This window comes from Thermostichus sp. MS-CIW-30 (assembly GCF_054058015.1).
In genome coordinates this window covers 25,736-44,356 of record NZ_JBSRZW010000029.1, presented here as the reverse complement: position 1 = coordinate 44,356, position 18,621 = coordinate 25,736, and the positions used below count along the sequence as shown (strand labels likewise).

Here is an 18,621-nt window from a genome sequence, read left to right as displayed (position 1 = left end):
GCTTGGGGCTGTCGTAAACCAGCCTAGAGGCCCGTGGTTGGCTTGCCAACTGCAGGGCTACCGAAAGCCCGCCCTGTACTGCGAAGCAGTCAGGGTCGGGTAGTTTACGTTTTTTCCATCGGTTAAGGCAGGGATCCCTTGCCGGCAGATCGAGTCTTGGCTGGCAGGAGTATTGTGGGTGGAGAAGCGTTTGCAGAAGGATTGTCGATGAGCTACGACGCGGTGGTGATTGGGGCCGGGCACAACGGGCTGGTGAGCGCTTGCTATTTGGCCAAGGCCGGGCAAAAAGTGCTGGTGCTGGAGCGCTATCACACCGTTGGTGGGGCTGCCATTACAGAAGAAATTCACCCGGGCTTTCGCGTGTCGGTGGCTTCCTATTCCTGTAGTTTGCTGCGACCGGAGATCATTCGCGATCTGCGCCTGCCGGACTATGGCTTTGAGGTCTACGCCAAGCAACCTTCCTACTTCATGCCTTTCCCGGATGGGCAGCACCTCTTCCTGTATGCCGATAACCGTGCCAAGAGCAAGGCGGAAATTGCCAAGTTTTCTCGCAAAGATGCGGAAGCCTACGACCGCTGGGAGGAGTTTTGGGATCGGGTGAACGAGGTGGTGGAGCCAACTTTGATGCAGCCGCCGATTTCACTGGGGCAACTGGCGGATCGCTTTGCAGCTGCTGGCTATGAAGACGATTTCCGCCGCATTATGCTCCTCTCGACCACTGATCTCCTGGATGAATTCTTCGAGTCGGAGCAAGTCAAGGCGGCGATGGCTCCCCAATCTTTGATCGGCACCTCTGCCGGGCCGATGACTCCAGGTACGCCCTACATTTGGCTAGTCCATGCGGTAGGTCGGGCCATTGGCTCGCGTGGGGTCTGGGGCTATGTGCGCGGTGGGATGGGATCCATTACCCAAGCGATGGCCAAGGCAGCTCTGGACTTAGGGGTGGAGATCCGCACGTCTGCTTCAGTGGCGGAGATCTTGATGGAGAGTGGGCAGGCCGCTGGGGTTATCCTCGAATCGGGGGAAACCGTGCGGGCGCGGGCGGTTCTCTCCAATGCCCATCCCCAGATCACCTTTTTGCGACTCTGCTCCTCTTTGCCCCCAGACTTGCGTGACCGGCTAGAACGGCACTACCGCACCTCAGGCCCGGTGTACAAGCTCAACTTGGCCCTGGAGGAACTGCCCCGCTACACGGCGGCCCCTGCTGAAGTGCCCCCAGAAGTGGTCAGTTCCGCCACGGTAGACATTGCTCCCTCGGTGGCCTATCTGGAGCGGGCTTGGGATGACTGCAAGTACGGGATCCCTTCCCGGGATCCGTTTATCGAGATCTACAGCCAATCCCCCACCGACCCGACGATGGCTCCCCCAGGCAAGCACATTCTCTCCTGCTTCTGCCAGTTTGTGCCTTACCAACCCAAAGGGCGAGACTGGAACGATGGCCTACGGGAGGAATTTGCCGATCGGGTAATCGACAAAATTGCCCAATTTGCCCCCAACATCAAAAATGCCGTGATTGCGCGGCAGATGTTGTCGCCTGTGGATCTGGAGGCCCGCTTCGGCCTTGTGGGGGGCAGCATTTTTCACGGGGAAATGACGCCGGATCAAAGCTACAACCTGCGGCCCATCTCCGGCCTGGCCGACTATCGATCCCCCATACCCGGCCTTTACCTCTGCGGCTCAGGGGCGCACCCAGGAGGCGGAGTGACCGGGATCCCTGGCCACAACTGCGCACAGGTGGTGCTCAGAGATCTACCCAAGCTCTGACCGACGAAAAGGCCAAGCCAGAGCGGATCCCTGCTCTGGGATCAAACGGGTTGCCTGGGTTACAGCCGCACCTCAGTTCCCTCAAAGAACCCACGGATGATCAAAATGGCCCCTTCTCTAGCTTCAAGGTTGTTAGTAGGGAACTCCTGTTCTATGAACCACTGGCCGGAAATGCGCTCAGCAGAGGTCGTTGAATCGAAGACAAGGTTCAGATTTCCTCTTTGTGTTCCCCCACCAATATCAAGCCGGTTAAACGGCCCTGATAACTGTGCTCCGGCCAAGGTGCGGAAGACGAAATCCCCCGTTGCAGGCACGATGCCCTGCAAAACAACTGGAGTATCCTCGCCTTCTTCCCTTTCAGTTCGTAATGAGAAAAAGTAATCAAAGACTGTTGGGGCACCCGGACGATCAGGAACCGGCAATTCCGGCAATTGCGGTATCGGTGTGGGGAAAGGTCGTGGCGGCGGGCTGACCTGCACAAAGTTGAGGACTGTGCTGACGTTGGCTGGATCAAACTCCGCCTGTACGCGGCCGTTCAACAGGCGCCGGATACGCACCAACTGATTGGGCAAGATGTTGGGCCGAGTCGGATCTGGAGCAAACAGCACTGACTGCGTACCCACCTGGGCGGGACGATAGACAATCTCCGCCTGGTTGGGCCGGAAGTTTAGGCGGGCAAAGAGAGCCAAGGCGTCCTCGGGAGTGCCATCGCCCGCAACGCCCCGCTGCCGCACCACAAAGCTGGCGGAGAAACTACCTGTCTGGAGAATGGCAGATACTCCTTCTGGTGGGTTCACGAAGCTTCCTGCTGGTGGGTCGCCGTTGGGGCCAGGATCTTCATAGAGTACCCCCGTGGTGCGGACAATGAGAGAAGAATCTCCCTCTAGGACAACTTGGTTGCCATTCCTATTCACCAAGATTCGGCGCACGGTGAGAGTCAAGACAGTACCTTCCCTGGCGGCTCTAAAGGTTGTGTTCACTCGAATGCGCTGATCATTGGGGTTTGTCGAAATTGCAACCAGCCCGGCGATATTAAATTGCGTAGATAGCCTGCCGTCATTAGGGCCGAAGGCAATGAGATTCACCAGCGGTGTGGTTCGCCCAATTTGGATGGCCAGGGTGCTGGAGCGAAGGGTGGAGTCAATCGTCAAGTCACTGGCTGGGATCTCGTTCACAGGCAAGATGCGGGCTTCAACATTGGCGATGCGAGCTTCACCGCTGCCTTGGAGGGGGTTGGTGCGCACAGGGATCCTGTTGTCAAACCTCGGATTGACATAGTCCAAGCGGAGGCTGGTGGTCTCCAGCACTGAGCCGGGGGTAAAGCGATACTCCTGGGCCGAGACAAAGGCAGCCGGATCCACCTGGACAGGCCCAGGCAAGGTCGGAGACTCATTAACCTCGCCGCAGCCGCCTAGCAGCAAGACTCCACACAAAACCGCTAATGAGCGACCTTTGAAGTTCATAAGGCACTTCCTCACACACCTTGAATCTGGGCAAATCCACACACAAAATGGGGAGAAGGCACCCAACCCCTAACACTACAGGTAAGCTGGCCGCCCCTGCTCGAGGCTATGATACCCCATATCTAGGGGATGGGCCATTTCCAGAACAATTTCTTGCATTTGCTCTGCCGCTCGCTTGACAACGCTCTAGGATGCAGTAGAACTAACAGCAGGCATCCCCCTTGAAATTGTGCAGATGCATAAGACTTGAGCAAGCTCGGTGGATCCCCGCTGGACGCTGCCTAAGACATTTGATGTGGTGTGAGTGAGTGGAGATTTTTCGATGAGACGACGTTTTGGCTCAGCCCTTGGCCGTGGCGGCCTCTCTCTTTGGGCAACCTGTGCTTCGGTTGCGCTAATTACCGGCTGCAGTAGCGAGACCACCAGCGGGGTGCCGCCTCTACTGGCTTCTAGCGGTGCCACGCCTCCTCCTGTGGCCGTTGCCCCCACGATTGCCCCCAATCTCACGCCTATCACCTTCCGCCCTGGTCCGGATTTCGCCCCCATCACCCCGCCGCCCATCCAGCCCGACCTACCGGATCCGCCTAGCTTGCGGCCAGCTCCAGCTGGGGAGTTTAATCTTTTGCTGCTTTCTGGCATTCCGCCAGTGGGATCCGCCTTTGTAACTATCACCTTGCGCGGCTTACTTGCTCCAGGAGTGATCAGGAGCGTAGAGGTTCAGTTTTTTAACATCAGTCGCGGCACGGATATTACCGGTATCTTTTTGCCGACGGCAATCGAGCAGTTTAGAAATACGCTGATAGGCAGAGGCAACAGCTACGACGACCGAATCAACGGGATCACCCTCACCAACGGCTTCACCTTTCCGGCTAGCCTGGCTGCTTACAATGCCAATGTTGCTGCGGGGGAAAGAGTTTTGGTGATCGTGGTCATCCGAGATTCATTTGGTCAGGCTCTGAGGCTGGAAGCGCGCGCCGAAGCCAACTAAGCTGGAGCTGAGTAAGGCTGTTTGGGTTTGTGCCACGAGAGAGTTGAATGGCAGGAGGATGAGGGAATGAAAACGGGAAAAGTAGCTGGGGTTTTGGCTTGCCTGTGTTTGGGCTTGTTAACAGCTTGTCAACAAACTAAAGAGGGGAATCCAATCAGCTCGCTGCCAGGGCCAATCATCCCTGTGCAAAACCCAAATACGGAACCCGGAGGAACGGGGGTAGGGCTGCCATCCACTCCTCCGATTGGATCTGTTCCCCCAGGTCAACCCAGCCCTCTTGTGCCCCCTCCTGTGTCGGCGCCGACGATCCCGCCCCTGCCCAGCCCGAACCCCTCTCCCAGCATCGTTGGCCTGCCTCCAGGCCCCCTGGCGACGTTTACCAAGAGCTTCAGTCCTTCCACAACCTCACCAAACGCTCCCGTAACCCTAAGCTTCACAATCACCAACAACTCTGGCATCCAACTGACTGGCCTCAACTTTGCAGACAACCTGCCTACAGGGTTGTTTGTTGCCAATCCGCCCAACTCCACCAATGCCTGTGGTGGATCATTTGCTCCGACTTCAGGCGCGGCCCTAATCACTCTAAGCGGTGGAACACTGGCTGCCAATGCAACTTGTACAGTTACTGTTCAGGTTGTTGCTGCAGGCACAGGTACCTATACTAACCCTGCCGTAACTCTGACCAGTAACCAGGCTCCTGCTGTTCAAAGCACACCTGTTAATCTGTCAGTGATCTCGGTTCCTGCTCCAACGTTCAATAAGCAGTTTGTTCCTAACTCGACTCAAAACGGCAACGTCGTGGCTGTTGTCTTCACAATTACGAACACTGCAACTGTTCCCATAACCGGCCTCAGTTTCATCGACACTTTGCCCACAGGGTTACAAATTACGAGTCCAGCAGTTACCTCAAACACCTGCAGTGGTATGCTTACCCCTGGGACCACGATTTCTCTCATGAACGGAAGCCTAGCAGCAGGCACCTCCTGCGTAGTTTCTGTATTGGTCGAACAAACGATGCCCATGTCTGCGATCTACACCAATCCACCTGTTACTCTCTTGAGCAATGGCGCGCCGCCAGCGACTTCTAGTGCAGCTACTGTAACTTTCTTTTAATTAGAGTTCTTACCCTTGACCCAAGTAAAAGTGAGGCAGATGGGTCAAGCTGTGAGCATTCCTATGCTGCTCAGCAGAGCTTGGGGGGAGAGGCCAACCCTGTAGGCTGCCGCAGTTTGGCAGCCTCTCAGTCTCTGCACTCAAGAGTCAAAGGGATCCAGCTTTGCGCAAAAGATTATCTGGGATATTAAGCTGTTGTGCTGTTCAAGCCGGCTGCCCAATCCAGCAGGCGATTCACTTCTTCCGGGGTTTTGGCTTCCGAGTACAGCCGCAGCAGAGGCTCGGTGCCGCTGCCGCGAATCATCACCCAACTGCCGTTGGCGAGGGTGAATTTGTGGCCATCTTTGTCGAAATGTTTGATCACCTGCTGCCCCAAAATCTCAAGCGGGGGATCCTTTTGCAGCCGCTGGAAGAGCTGGGTTTGTTGATTTTGATCGGCGAGGTGGAGATCGCGGCGCAGGTAAACAGAGGTGAACCCTTCCCGTTCCTGCAAAGCTCGGTAAAGGGCGCTGAGATCTTGGCCGGTTTCCGTAACCGCTTCGATGAGATACAGGGCCGAAAGCAGGGCATCCCGCTCGGGAATGTGGCCCAGGTAGCCGATGCCGCCCGATTCTTCTCCGCCCAACAGCACCTGGGTGCTCATCATGCGCTCGGCGATGTACTTAAAGCCCACCGGCATTTCCGTAACCGGCAGGCCGTAGTGCTCCGCAACTTTAACAAACAGTTCGGAGCCGCTGATGGTTTTGACAATCTCGCCCCGCAAGCCGCGTCGCCCGGCCAGGTGGTCGATCAAGATGGGGATCAGGATCTGGGGGCTGAGGAAATGGCCCTGCCCATCCAGGGCGGCAATGCGGTCGGCATCTCCATCAAAGACCAGGCCCATTTTCAAGGGGGCCGGATCCGCTGCGATGATCTGAGCGGAAGCCTGCAGGTTTTGCGGCAAAGGCTCAGGGGGAAATCCCCCAAATAAGGGATCCCGGTGGGCCTGCAATTCAATCACCTTCTCCCCCAGTAGGCGCTTGAGGCCACCGGCGCCAGAGCCAAACATGACATCCACCCAGATCTTGGCCGGGGATCCCTTGAGCTTTTCCAGATCCACAAAGCGGCTGAGCTGAGCCAGGTAGCCGGGCCAGGGATCCCAGGTGTGGATGGGGGCCTTGTGGGATCCAAGAGGTTGCAGGTGGCGCATATCCTGCTCGATGGCGGCGGTAACTTCCGGCGGCACGGAGCCACCAAATCCTCCCTTGACCTTGAGGCCGGAATAGTGGGGGGGGTTGTGGCTGGCGGTGATCACCAAAGCGCCGTGGCAGCCCCGCTCCTTGGCACCCCAGCTAAAGGCCGGCGTTGGGGCCACACAGGTGGAGAGATAGACCGGGATCCCCAATCGGGCCACCACTTCGGCAGCGTGGGCGGCAAAGCGCTCCGAGAGAAAGCGGTTGTCGTAGCCAATCAGGATCCCTTCGCCGGGATAGGTGCGGGCCAACACTTGGGCGCCGGCCTGGGCGGCAAGGGCCAAGTTTTGGAAAGTAAAGGCATCGGCAATCACGGCTCGCCAGCCGTCGGTGCCAAAGCGGATGGGGGGGGTGGGCATGGCTTGATGTATCGGATCCCGTCGCATCAACTCATAGCATGATGCCAAGGTCAATGGTTTCAAGGAGGACGAAAAAGCGGTTGATCTGCGGTTTCTCAGCCCACTCTCAGGCAAAATGGGCTGCATTCTCAGCTGGAGCGGGGGTAATAAGAGAGGAGTTTCTCTTGCAGGGTTCATCAATCCAGCTCCCAGCCTGACGGCCCAAGGTATCTGCGAGGGAGTTCCTCCGCGTATTTACGTGGGTACAGTTCTGCAAGTTGTGGTGCCAAGATGTTCAGCCTACTCCTTCTGCTGACCTTGATTGGGGTGATCTTCTTCACCCGGCGGCTACAGCAACTCCTGCACAACATTCCGCAGCGCTACTGGCTCTCTCTGGGTGGAGGGATTTCTCTGGCCTATGTGTTCACGGCTTTTTTGGCGGAAGTGACGGAGCTGCAACAACACTTGATGCCCCTAGAAGTGCCTGTGTTGGGCTATTTGATTGAACACATTCATCTGCTCATGTTGCTGGGCATTGTTACGGTATATGGGTTGGAGGGGCTGGCCCAATCTTCCAAGCAAGAGGCATTGCTGCATCCAAGGATATTTTCCGTTCACATTGGTTTCTTTACGCTCTACAGCGTAATTCTGGGTTATTTGCTAAGACACACGGTGCAAGAATGGCTCAGTTGCCTGTTGCTGACCATCGCTTTGGCTATCCACCTCAGCATCGTCTGTAAAGATCTATTTGAGCATCATCCCCACTTATTTCAGCACCAAGGGCGTTGGCTGTTGATCGGATCCCTTTTTGTCGGTTGGCTGATGGGGCAAAGGGCCATTTTGCCGGAGATAGCCTTAGCCGCCAGCATTGCCTTTGTAGCGGGGGTTTTAATCTTTCAAGTGCTGAAGCACGAGCTACCCGAAACCGAAGGGCACTTTGGGGCATTTTTGGCGGGTGTTGTCGGTTTTGGTAGCTTGCTGGTGGCCATTTCGGCCATTCGGGCCTGGGAGTGAGTTCTACGGGTAAACCCAGCGTATCAGTAGCAATCACTGGGATCCCTCTCTGAAATTCTGCGGATTTTGAGTGGAGATTACCTTTTCTGAATCTTCGCTTAACAAAAAGTTAACTCTAGCCTGCTATTTTCTATCTGTTCCTTGAAGAAACACTGAGCCCTCATTGAGGAGTCAATAGACACTATGATGAAAACTTTCTTGGCAGGCCGTCGCTCTTTGCTCGTGGGGCTAGTTGCCACCGTGGCCGGTGCTTCTGTAGCCCTGTCTGGACTGGTGCATGCCCAGGCCAAAGATTGCCCCCGTCCGCCGGAGATGGATGTGCGCTTCTGCGACCGCGATGGCGATTTGATTGCCGATGTGCCGGAAGATCCGAACGAGTGGATCAATCCGGATACCCTGATCTTTGCCTACACCCCCGTTGAGGATCCCTCAGTTTACAAGAACGTTTGGGCTGAGTTTCTCGATCACTTGGCAGAGGTAACCGGCAAGAAGGTGGAATACTTCCCAGTGCAGTCCAATGCTGCTCAGTTGGAAGCGATGCGGGCGGGCCGTTTGCATGTGACCGGCTTTAACACCGGCTCTGTCCCTTTGGCGGTGAATGCGGTGGGCTTCCGTCCTTTTGCTATGATGGCCAGCTTGGATGGCAGCTTCGGCTACGAAATGGAGATCATCGTTCCTGCCGATAGCGATATCCAATCCATCGAAGATCTGCGCGGTCGGCAATTGGCTTTCACTAGCGAAACCTCCAACTCTGGCTTTAAGGCTCCTTCGGCGCTGCTGAAAGGGGAATTTGGCATGGAGCCCGGGGTTGACTACCAAACTGTCTTCTCAGGCAACCACGAGAACTCTATCTTGGGTGTGTTTAACGGTGACTACGAGGCGGCGGCTATTGCCAACTCCGTGATGACCCGCATGGCCAAGCGGGGCACGATTGATCCCAGCAAAATTCGCACCATCTACAAATCTCAAACTTTCCCCACCACAGCCTATGGAGTTGTCTACAACCTCCACCCAGAAGTGGCGGAAAAAGTGAAAGAGGCTTTCTTCACCTTTAAGTGGGAAGGCACCAAGCTAGCGGAAGAGTTTGGCAAGAGTGGTGGGGAGCAGTTCATTACCATCACTTACAAAGAGTATTGGGAAGTGATCCGCACTATTGATAAAGCCAGCGGCGTGGAGTACAAGCTCTAAATCCTCTCCAGCAGATCTTTCACTTATGGGATCCCTTCTCGATCGGGGATCCCTTTTTGTTGTCCTGCAACAGTCAGGATCGAGCCGGACAGTATCATCGTTGCAGACCTATCCTGCAGATCCCAGCATCCTGATCCCCCATGGCCCTGTTCACCCTCAACTCCGTTCGCAAAGATTTTGGCATCAAGGAACTCCTGAGGAATGCCAGTTTCAGCCTAGAAGAAGGCGATAAAGTCGGCATCATCGGCACCAACGGTTCCGGAAAATCCACACTGCTCAAGATGATCGCTGGCCTAGAACCCATCGATGGGGGCGACCTCTGGGTCAGTTCTGGGGCGAGGATAATCTACCTACCCCAACAGCCAGAGATGGATCCCGAGCATACGGTGCTGGAGCAGGTGTTTGCGGCTGCCGGAGAAAAAATGCGCTTGATCCGAGCCTACGAGGAGCTTTCCCATCGCTTGGCCCATCAAGGTGGGGATCCCAGTCTGTTATCCCAGTTGGCCAGTATTAGCGAGCGTATCGAGGTGGAATCCGCTTGGGATCTGGAAACCCAGGCCAAAACCATTCTCAGCCGTTTGGGCATTGCAGACTTTCAGGCCCGCGTTGGCGATTTGTCGGGGGGATACCGTAAGCGGATTGCCATTGCGTCAGCCCTCTTGGCAGAGCCAGATGCTCTACTGATGGATGAGCCCACCAACCACTTGGATGCCGAATCGGTGGAATGGTTGCAAGATTATTTGAATCGTTTTGCTGGGGCAGTGCTGCTGATCACCCACGACCGCTATTTTTTGGATCGGGTTACCCAGCGCATTCTGGAAATTGATCGCGGCGATCTGTATGCCTACAGCGGCAACTACTCTTACTACCTGGAGAAAAAAGCGGCTGCTGAAGCGGTCGAAAAGGGATCCCAACGCAAGTATGCCAATCTCTTACGGCGGGAATTGGAATGGCTCAAACGAGGCGCCAAAGCCCGCAGCACCAAGCAAAAAGCCCGCAAACAGCGCATCGAAGACCTACAAAATCAAGAATTCAAGCAAGCTCTGGGACAAGTGGATATTGCGACCGCCGGGCGTCGCATCGGCAAAAAGGTGATCGAGCTAGAAGGGATCCACAAATCCTACGGCGACCAACTCCTCATTCAAGACTTTACCTATACCTTTGCCCCCGATGATCGGGTGGGCATTATTGGCCCCAATGAGGCGGGAAAATCGACTTTGATGAATATCATCATCGGCAAATTGGCTCCAGATGCGGGCCGAGTGGAGATTGGCCCCACCATCCACATTGGCTACTTCGACCAACACTCTGACGATCTCAGCCTCAACCCCGACCAACGGGTGATCGAGTACCTCAAAGAAGTGGCAGAGCTGGTGAAAACTGCCGATGGGGAGACGATCACCGCATCGCAAATGTTGGAGCGCTTTCTCTTTCCCCCCAATCAACAATATGCCCCACTCCACTTCCGGTGGTGAGCGCCGCCGCTTGTTTTTGTTGAGGGTGTTGATGCAAGCGCCGAATGTGTTGATTTTGGATGAGCCCACCAATGATCTGGATGTGCAAACCTTGGCAGTATTGGAAGACTATCTGGAAGAATTCAATGGTTGTGTGATCGTGGTGTCTCATGACCGCTATTTTTTGGATCGCACCGTGAATCGCATCTTCGCCTTTGAGGGATCCGGCCAAATCCGGCAATATCCTGGCAACTATTCTGTTTATCTGGAGCATAAGCAGCGCCAAGAGAGTGAGATCAAATCCGCCCGCCCTGAGTCTGTCCCTCTCATTCCCCAGCCTGAAAAAGAGCTTGATAGGATCCCACAAAGCAGAAAACTCTCCTTCAAAGAAAAACGGGAATATGAGCAGCTTAAAAGCCAAATTCCGCAGATGGAGGCAGAAAAAGCTGAAATTGAGCAGATCCTTTATCACAACCCTCCCAGCGGCTACAGCGAAGTGCAAAAGTTAGCCCAGAAACTGGCAGACTTAACCGCCGCCATCGACTCCGGGACCGCCCGTTGGCTAGAATTGGCCGAGCGCCACCTCAACTAGCGTCGAGCCTGCTTCCAGCATCTCTTCTGTCGAATTTGCAACAGCATCTGGGCAACAATCGTCAAAACCGGCAGCTCGATCAGGGGGCCGATCACCAAAGCCAGAAGGATCAACGGACGCTGCGGAAAAGCAGAAGCAGCAATGGCCAAAGCAAGCGGAGAATTGCGAGCCAAGGTTGTACAGGTCAAACAGACCCACTCCTCATAAGCCAAACCCAGCCAGCGGCTGACCTGGTAAGCCAAGAGGAAGTTGACGGCGAAAAAAACCAGAATGGGAGGCAGAAGCTTGAAAAGTAGGGCTGGATTCTCAGCGAGAATGCTTCCTTCAGTGGCAAAAATAAAAACTATCGCTAGATTCAAAGCCACAATCTGCATGATGCTAATCCGGTCTTGATAGCTTTCAAGGGATCCCCTCTCTCCACGTTCCGTTTTGATTTGCCGAATGGAGTATTGTGTGAGTGCTGCTGCCAGCAAAGGCAAGAAAAGGATCCAAAACAAGCCTGACAATAAAATTTCAACATTTAATTCGACTAAATCTCCTGCCAAAAGCAAAAGATAAACTGGCAAAAGCAAAACTTGCAGAACCAAATTAACAGGCAACAGGGCCGTTGCTAAAACCACATTTCCACCCGCTATCCCTGTAAAAACCAAATACCAATCCGTACAAGGAGTTACCATCAACATGAGCAGGCCAACCCACAAATCTGGCAGATCCGATAAAAAAACAGCCCCCAATCCCCAGGCAAAAATCGGAGTCCACAGAAAGTTGATCGACAAACTGGCCAACGCCACTGCCAATACAGCTTTAGAAGCGCGATTAACCTGCTCAAGTTTCTGAAAAAAAACCTTTCCCCCAGATGCGAGTGGAATGCCCAGGAAAGTGAGATAAAGCAGCAAAGCCAACAGAGGTTGTACCCAGCCTCTTAAGATTTGGACAGAGTTTGGCCATCCTGTGAGGGCCAGACCCACGCCGATCGATACCACAACGAGCAAAGGTTGAGCTCTTTCAGAGAAACGCATGGATACAACTCGATGGATAGTGAGCAGCATTTCCAGTCTCTCAGCCCCTGTCAGTGTGGGATCCCACCTCGCAAGAACCAGAGAAGCGGCTAGAGTAACCTGGAAAGCGTTCCGCTCCTGTGTGCCATGACTCAGCAACTGACTCTCGACGGACTGGGATCCGAATCGAACGGGGGGCCGCGTCAAGGGCGGGTGATTGCCACCGATTTGCAGGGGGAGATGCAGCGCTCCTACCTGGAATACGCCATGAGCGTGATTGTCGGGCGGGCCTTGCCAGATGTCCGGGATGGCTTAAAGCCGGTGCACCGCCGCATTCTCTATGCCATGCACGAGTTGGGCCTGACGCCGGATCGCCCCTACCGCAAATGCGCACGGGTGGTGGGGGATGTGCTGGGGAAATATCACCCCCACGGGGATCAGGCAGTTTATGACGCGCTGGTGCGCATGGCACAAGACTTTTCCAGCCGCTATCCCCTGGTGGCGGGACACGGCAACTTCGGCTCTGTGGATGATGACCCGCCGGCGGCTATGCGCTACACGGAGTGCCGGCTGGCGGAGCTGAGCCACACAGCGCTTCTGGAGCAGGTGTCGGAAGAGATCGTCGATTTCATGCCCAATTTCGACGGATCCCAGGCGGAGCCCACCGTTCTTCCGGCCCGCTTGCCCATTTTGCTGCTCAACGGCTCTGCCGGCATTGCTGTGGGCATGGCCACCAATATCCCACCCCACAACCTGGGGGAAGTGGTGGATGGCCTGTTGGCTTTGATCGACCATCCCGACCTCAGCCCTGAGGAACTGTTGCGCTGGATCCCAGGGCCGGATTTTCCCACCGGCGGCCAAATCTTAGACACCCAAGGGATCCGCGAAGCCTACCTCACCGGGCGCGGTTCCATCACCCTGCGGGGGGTAGCCCGATTTGAGGAGATCCAGCCGGGCAAAGGACGCCACCGGCGGCCTGCTCTGGTGATCACTGAATTTCCCTACCAGGTGAACAAAGCCGCCTGGATCGAAAAAGTGGCCGAGCTGGCCAACCAAGACCGCATCAGCGGCATCGCCGATCTGCGCGATGAGTCGGATCGCAGCGGCATTCGCGTGGTGGTGGAGCTGAAGCGAGAGGCCAACCCACAGGCGGTTTTGCAGCAGTTGTATAAGCTCACCCCTTTGCAAAGCAACTTTGGAGCCATCCTGCTGGCTTTGGTGAACGGGGAACCGCGGCAGCTGAGCCTCAAAGAGATCCTGCAGCACTTTTTGCAATTTCGCGAGGCCACCCTCAACCGGATGTTCCGTGCCGAGTTGCAGCAGGTGCAGCGCAAGGCGGAAGAGGTGGCAGGAATGTTGCTGGCGTTGGCGGATCTGGAGGGGGTGATCGAGCTGCTGCGGCAAGCGCCCGATGGCACCACGGCCAAAGCCCAATTGCAAACTCGCCTGGGCTGTACCCCCCAGCAGGCAGAGACGATTTTGGCCATGCCTCTGCGTCGCCTGACGGGATTGGAGCGGGAACGGCTGCACCAGGAACATGCCCAGTTGCAGGCCCGCATCGAAGAACTGCAGGGGCTACTCAGCGACCGCCGCAAGCTCTTGAACTACCTGAAAAAAGAGCTGCGCCACTTGAAGAAAATCTTCGGGGATCCCCGGCGCACCCAGATCCTCTCGGCCTCGGAGCTGGAAGCGGAAGTGGCCCAAATCCCCAGCGGCGAAGAGACGGAAGAGACCCACTTCTTGCTGCAATTCACCCGCAAGGGCTATGTGCGCCGCCTGCCTCTGCCTGGCCGTCGCTCCCGCAGCAACCCCGCGCAACGGGAACTGGGGGAAGATGTGCTGGTCGGCCTGGAATGCGTCACGCTGGAGCAGGAAATCTTGGTGCTCACCGCCGGCGGCAAGGCTTTTACCGTGCCCATCGCAGGGATCCCCCTCAGCACTGGGTCCTCACGGGGGGTGCCTCTGGTTACCCTTCTCCCCAACCCCGAGCCGATGGTTGCCACCTTCACGTTGGCTCCGGATCCGGGCAAGGCAAGTTTGGTGGTGCTCAGCCGGCAGGGGCGGATCAAGCGGCTGGCCCTGGCAGAGTTGATGGGCCTTACCCAACGGGGATCCACCGTCCTCAAGCTAAAAGAGGGAGATGAGCTGGGCTGGGCAGCCCTTTGGGATCCCGGCTGCCAAGGCTACAGCGTTGCTCTGGCGACTTCAGGGGGACGGGTGCTGCGGCTGGCTGCCGAAGGGATCCCTTTGATGGGTCGAGCGGCTATGGGATCGCCGGCCCTGCGTTTGGGGCGCGCCGAGCGAATAGTTGGTATGGCGCTGCTGCCCCCGCAAGGGATCCTGGTTCTGGCCAGCCGGTTGGGCCACCTGAAGCGCTTGCCCCTGAGCGAGATCCCCATCTTGGAGCGGAGTCCGGTGGGCGCGCCGGCCTTTCACTTCTCCGACCGAGGGGATGTGCTGGTGGGCTTGGTGGGTCTCCCCCCCGAGCTGGAGAGGCATTCCCATCTGCAACTGGATGTGATCACGGAGTCTGAACAGGTGTACTCCTTCTCTCCTGCCGAGATCCCGCTGCAAAGCCGCTCCGGGGGCGGATCCCTCCTGGTCAAAGGGGAGCGGGTCAGGGAGTTGCGCCTGTTCTGGCCGCAGTGGCTGCCGGAAGGCGATGTGGGATAGCTCTTGGGGGAGCAGAAGATCCCTAGGACGAAGAGCCTTCCCCAGGCGAGGCCGAATCGGTCGGCGGGGAGCCGGGATCCGTCTCCGGCACTTCGGGATGGCGAACGGGCTTGGGTAGGGTGCCACCTGACCTGATAACCAAACAGCGCACGGTTTGGTGCAGCTCCTCCAGCAAAATGCTGATGGCAGAGCGGAAGTCTCGGTGGTCATCTCGCATTTGCTCCAGCATGGCGCGGATGACTTCCTGACAATCCTTCAGGATGTGCTGCTGCTGGGCAACAATCTGCACCAGTTCGCTTTGTTCCTTGAGCAGCTCCCGCAGACAGGAGCGCAGCTCTTCCACATGGCTCTGCCAAAGGGCCTGTCCTTCCCGCAGCTCCATCACGCTGGTGCGCAAATCGGCGGTCGAGTCTCTTAGGGCTTCGCTGTGGCGGCGCTCGGCTTCCAGTTGCTTTTGCTGCTCCTGCTGCTGCTGCCGCAGCTCAGAGTTGGCCTTGAGGTTGGCTTCCGCTGCCCTGAGCAATTGAGCCAATCGAACCTCAGTAACAACCCAACGCTCTTCCGGGGAGAGAGATCGACCTCGGCCAACTCGCCTGCAGAAGTACTTCACAGTCGCTGCACCCTATACACAACTCTCTACTTTAAATCAAAGCACCATAGGACTTCAGCCCAAGCAGAGACCTGTCTATCGGGCTTTGTCCCGGCTGTTTTCTGGGTTTACCCAATGTAGCCATGATAGCGGATGCCGAATCCAGAAGTTCGGAAGACGGAGCTGCCCCTCTCCAGGGATCCCAGTCGTTCTTCTAGGATGGTGGAGAGTTTGGATAAAAGAAACCATGCCTTCACTTGCAAATCAGGTGGTGCTGATTACCGGCGCCTCTGCTGGAATTGGGGAAGCCGTCGCTCTGGAGGCGGCCAAACGCGGGGCTCGCTTGGTGCTGGCGGCCCGCCGGGAAGGGCTGCTGCGAAACGTCAAAGACTTGGTGGAGAGTCGGGGAGCGGAGGCGCTGGTGGTGCCCACCGACATGGCCGATACGGCCCAGGTGGAGGCGCTGGCCCAAAAGGCTCTGGATCACTTTGGCCGGGTGGATATCCTGGTGAACAACGCCGGCTATGGCCAGATGGGGCCGGTGGAAGAGGTGGATGTGGCGGCCATGCGGCGCCAGTTTGAGGTGAATGTATTTGGCTTGCACGCCCTCACCCGTGCCCTCTTGCCCCAAATGCGGGAACGGGGCAGTGGCCGCATCCTCAACCTCAGCTCGGTGGCCGGCCAGCTGTCCATGCCTTTCAGCGGCGTTTACAACGCAACCAAGTTTGCTGTCGAAGCCCTCAGCGACGCCCTGCGGGTGGAAGTGGCCCCCTTCGGCATCAAGGTTATCTTGATCGAGCCGGGGCCGGTAGCCACCGAGTTTGGCCGCGTGGCGGAAGAAACCTTTGCTGCCGTTGTCAACCCCAACGGCCCCTACAAGGCGATCTTGGACAAGACCGCCGAGCTGGCCAGCTCGTTCAGCAAAATGGCCTGGCCGGTGGAAAAAGTGGTGGAGCCGATCTTGAGGGCGATGACCGATCCTCACCCTTCCGACCGCTACACCGCTTTCACGGGGGGTAAGGTGGCGTTGGGGCTGATGCGGCTCATGCCCGCTGCTCTGGCTGACTCCATGTGGCGGCGCGTCTATGGGCTGGATGGTCTGGGATCCCCCGGCTCGGCCTAACTGCAGGCTGGTGGCGGGCATCGGATGGGGCAGGGATCCCTCAGGAGCTCATCCTTGCGGGGGTAGGGTTGTGCCTTCCAGGAGGGACAGGTTAAGTTTGTTAAAGGACTTTTAATAACCGAGCGTTCTCTTCCCTATGAACAAGCCTCTATCTCCCCAGCGCTGGCTGATCGCCCTCCTGCTGGGCTTTTGTCTCTGGCAGGGATCCGGCCTGGTGCTGCAGCCTGCACCCGCCCATGCAGCTTTGGCCTCGGCCCTCACCTACGATCGCTTTTTGCGCTACGTCGAGGAGGGGCGGGTTACGGATGTGCGCCTCACGGACAACAATCTGGTAGCTGAAGTTACGGCTGTGGATCCCCAGACCCAGCATTCCACCCGCTACCGAGTGAACCTGCTGCCCAACACCGTACCGCAACTGGTGGACCGCCTCACCGAGCAGGGGATCGAAGTGGCAGTGGTACCCACCCGCAATGGCAGCGCCTTTTGGGCGCTTCTGGGCAACCTGGTGATCCCGCTGTTGCTGTTGGGAGGGTTGTTCTTTTTCCTGCGGCGTGCCGGTGCTGGAGCGGGCGGCCCTGGGCAGGCAATGAACTTCGGCAAATCGCGGGCCCGCTTTCAGATGGAAGCCAAAACCGGCGTTAAGTTCGACGATGTGGCCGGGATTGAAGAAGCCAAAGAAGAATTGCAAGAGGTGGTTACCTTCTTGAAGAAGCCGGAGCGCTTCACCGCTGTTGGGGCCAAGATCCCCAAAGGCGTGTTGTTGGTGGGGCCGCCGGGGACGGGCAAAACCCTTCTGGCCAAGGCCATTGCCGGCGAGGCAGGAGTGCCTTTCTTTAGCCTGTCCGGCTCTGAGTTTGTGGAAATGTTTGTCGGGGTGGGCGCCTCTCGCGTGCGGGATCTCTTCAAGAAGGCCAAGGAGAATGCGCCTTGCATCGTCTTCATCGACGAGATCGACGCGGTGGGCCGGCAGCGGGGGGCCGGCATCGGCGGTGGCAACGACGAACGCGAGCAAACCCTGAACCAGTTGCTCACGGAGATGGACGGCTTTGAGGGCAACACCGGCATTATCGTGATTGCCGCCACCAACCGCCCTGATGTGTTGGATGCCGCTCTCTTGCGTCCGGGGCGCTTCGACCGCCAGATTACGGTGGATCGGCCTAGCTTTAAGGGGCGCTACGAGATCTTGCGGGTGCATGCCCGCAACAAGAAGCTGGCGGAAGAGGTCAGCCTAGAGGCGATTGCCCGCCGTACCCCTGGCTTTGCCGGCGCGGATCTGGCCAACCTGCTCAATGAAGCGGCCATTTTGGCGGCCCGCCGTCAGCGCATGGCCATCACCAACCAAGACATTGAGGACGCCATTGACCGCATCACCATTGGCCTGACCAAGCCGCCGCTTCTGGACGGCAAGAGCAAGCGCCTGATCGCCTACCACGAGTGTGGCCATGCCCTGTTGATGACACTTTTGCCCCACGCGGATCCCTTGAACAAGGTGACCATCATCCCCCGTTCCGGCGGTGCAGGTGGCTTTGCCCAGCAACTGCCCAACGAGGAGCAGATCGACTCCGGCATGTACAGCCGCGCTTGGCTGCTGGATCGGGTGGTGGTGGGCTTTGGCGGTCGGGCGGCCGAAGAGATCGTCTTCGGCTACTCGGAAGTGACCACCGGAGCCAGCAACGACCTGCAGCAGAACACGAATCTGGTGCGGCAGATGGTGACCCGCTTTGGCATGTCCGAGCTGGGGCCCTTGATGTTGGATCCCCCCAACAACGAGGTATTCTTGGGCGGCGGCTGGATGAACCGCGTCGAGTACTCGGAGGATGTGGCCGCCAAGATCGACCGCCAGGTGCGGCAGATCCTGGAGAGCTGTTACCAGAAAGCCAAGCAGATTTTGCTGGAGCACCGCCCTCTGCTGGATCGATTGGCCGATACCTTGGTGGAACGGGAAACCCTGGATGGCGACGAATTCCGGGCGATTGTCTCGGAGTATGTGCCCATCCCGGAGAAGGTCGGCCTACCCAGTCCATTCCCGGAAGCGGGACGGAGTCCAAAGTTGGTCTAGGGGATCCCATCTCCATTGCCAGATAGACAACTG

The 18,621-nt window shown here is 57.2% G+C and carries 12 protein-coding genes and 1 pseudogene; 9 read left to right on the top strand and 4 right to left on the bottom strand.

The window, feature by feature from the left end; all coding sequences use genetic code 11:
• Positions 1-156: 156 nt before the first annotated feature.
• Positions 157-1,764, top strand: coding sequence for a phytoene desaturase family protein (locus ACVWXW_RS11925; protein ID WP_457403985.1), 1,608 nt, complete (start codon positions 157-159; stop codon positions 1,762-1,764).
• A 59-nt stretch (positions 1,765-1,823) separates the two neighbouring features.
• On the opposite strand, the gene ACVWXW_RS11920 is transcribed toward ACVWXW_RS11925, so the two are convergent.
• A complete protein-coding gene (locus ACVWXW_RS11920) occupies positions 1,824-3,227 on the bottom strand; it encodes a hypothetical protein (protein ID WP_457403984.1) in 1,404 nt (467 codons plus the stop codon).
• Positions 3,228-3,549: 322 nt separating this feature from the next.
• On the opposite strand from ACVWXW_RS11920, the gene ACVWXW_RS11915 reads away from it, so the two are divergent.
• Together ACVWXW_RS11915 and ACVWXW_RS11910 are read left to right on the top strand one after the other, a co-directional pair.
• Complete coding sequence (locus tag ACVWXW_RS11915; protein ID WP_457403983.1) at positions 3,550-4,215, top strand: hypothetical protein; 666 nt, start codon at positions 3,550-3,552, stop codon at positions 4,213-4,215.
• A 66-nt stretch (positions 4,216-4,281) separates the two neighbouring features.
• The gene (locus tag ACVWXW_RS11910) at positions 4,282-5,328 is read left to right on the top strand and encodes a DUF7933 domain-containing protein (protein WP_457403982.1); all 1,047 of its coding nucleotides are present in this window, start codon (positions 4,282-4,284) and stop codon (positions 5,326-5,328) included.
• Between the two features lie 187 nt (positions 5,329-5,515).
• On the opposite strand, the gene ACVWXW_RS11905 is transcribed toward ACVWXW_RS11910, so the two are convergent.
• Positions 5,516-6,919: a phosphoglucomutase/phosphomannomutase family protein gene (locus tag ACVWXW_RS11905; protein ID WP_457403981.1), complete on the bottom strand. Its 1,404-nt coding sequence runs from the start codon at positions 6,917-6,919 to the stop codon at positions 5,516-5,518.
• A gap of 270 nt (positions 6,920-7,189) precedes the next feature.
• Here ACVWXW_RS11905 and ACVWXW_RS11900 point away from each other — a divergent pair, with 270 nt between their 5' ends.
• The 3 genes and pseudogenes from ACVWXW_RS11900 (at position 7,190) to ACVWXW_RS11890 (ending at position 11,146) form a co-directional block, all read left to right on the top strand.
• Positions 7,190-7,912, top strand: a complete 723-nt coding sequence (locus tag ACVWXW_RS11900) for a hypothetical protein (protein ID WP_011431684.1) — start codon at positions 7,190-7,192, stop codon at positions 7,910-7,912.
• Positions 7,913-8,095: 183 nt separating this feature from the next.
• Positions 8,096-9,100, top strand: coding sequence for a phosphate/phosphite/phosphonate ABC transporter substrate-binding protein (gene phnD, locus ACVWXW_RS11895; RefSeq protein WP_457403980.1), 1,005 nt, complete (start codon positions 8,096-8,098; stop codon positions 9,098-9,100).
• Positions 9,101-9,240: 140 nt separating this feature from the next.
• Positions 9,241-11,146: pseudogene (locus tag ACVWXW_RS11890) on the top strand (ABC-F family ATP-binding cassette domain-containing protein).
• Here ACVWXW_RS11890 and ACVWXW_RS11885 read toward each other — a convergent pair.
• A complete protein-coding gene (locus ACVWXW_RS11885; protein ID WP_457398334.1) occupies positions 11,143-12,195 on the bottom strand; it encodes an arsenic resistance protein in 1,053 nt (350 codons plus the stop codon). The pseudogene ACVWXW_RS11890 and the gene ACVWXW_RS11885 overlap by 4 nt on opposite strands.
• 96 nt (positions 12,196-12,291) lie before the next feature.
• Between ACVWXW_RS11885 and ACVWXW_RS11880 the strand changes: the two genes are divergently transcribed.
• Positions 12,292-14,817, top strand: coding sequence for a DNA gyrase/topoisomerase IV subunit A (locus ACVWXW_RS11880; RefSeq protein ID WP_457403979.1), 2,526 nt, complete (start codon positions 12,292-12,294; stop codon positions 14,815-14,817).
• 22 nt (positions 14,818-14,839) lie between these two features.
• Here the strand turns inward: ACVWXW_RS11880 and ACVWXW_RS11875 are convergent, their stop codons facing one another.
• On the bottom strand, positions 14,840-15,349 hold the full coding sequence (locus tag ACVWXW_RS11875; RefSeq protein ID WP_457403978.1) for a hypothetical protein: 510 nt from the start codon (positions 15,347-15,349) through the stop codon (positions 14,840-14,842).
• A gap of 304 nt (positions 15,350-15,653) precedes the next feature.
• On the opposite strand from ACVWXW_RS11875, the gene ACVWXW_RS11870 reads away from it, so the two are divergent.
• The gene (locus ACVWXW_RS11870) at positions 15,654-16,529 is read left to right on the top strand and encodes an SDR family NAD(P)-dependent oxidoreductase (RefSeq protein ID WP_457395729.1); all 876 of its coding nucleotides are present in this window, start codon (positions 15,654-15,656) and stop codon (positions 16,527-16,529) included.
• 136 nt (positions 16,530-16,665) lie between these two features.
• Positions 16,666-18,588 carry an ATP-dependent zinc metalloprotease FtsH gene (ftsH, locus tag ACVWXW_RS11865; RefSeq protein WP_457395727.1) on the top strand — a complete coding sequence of 641 codons (1,923 nt, stop codon included), beginning with the start codon at positions 16,666-16,668 and terminating at the stop codon, positions 18,586-18,588.
• The last annotated feature ends 33 nt before the right edge of the window (positions 18,589-18,621 follow it).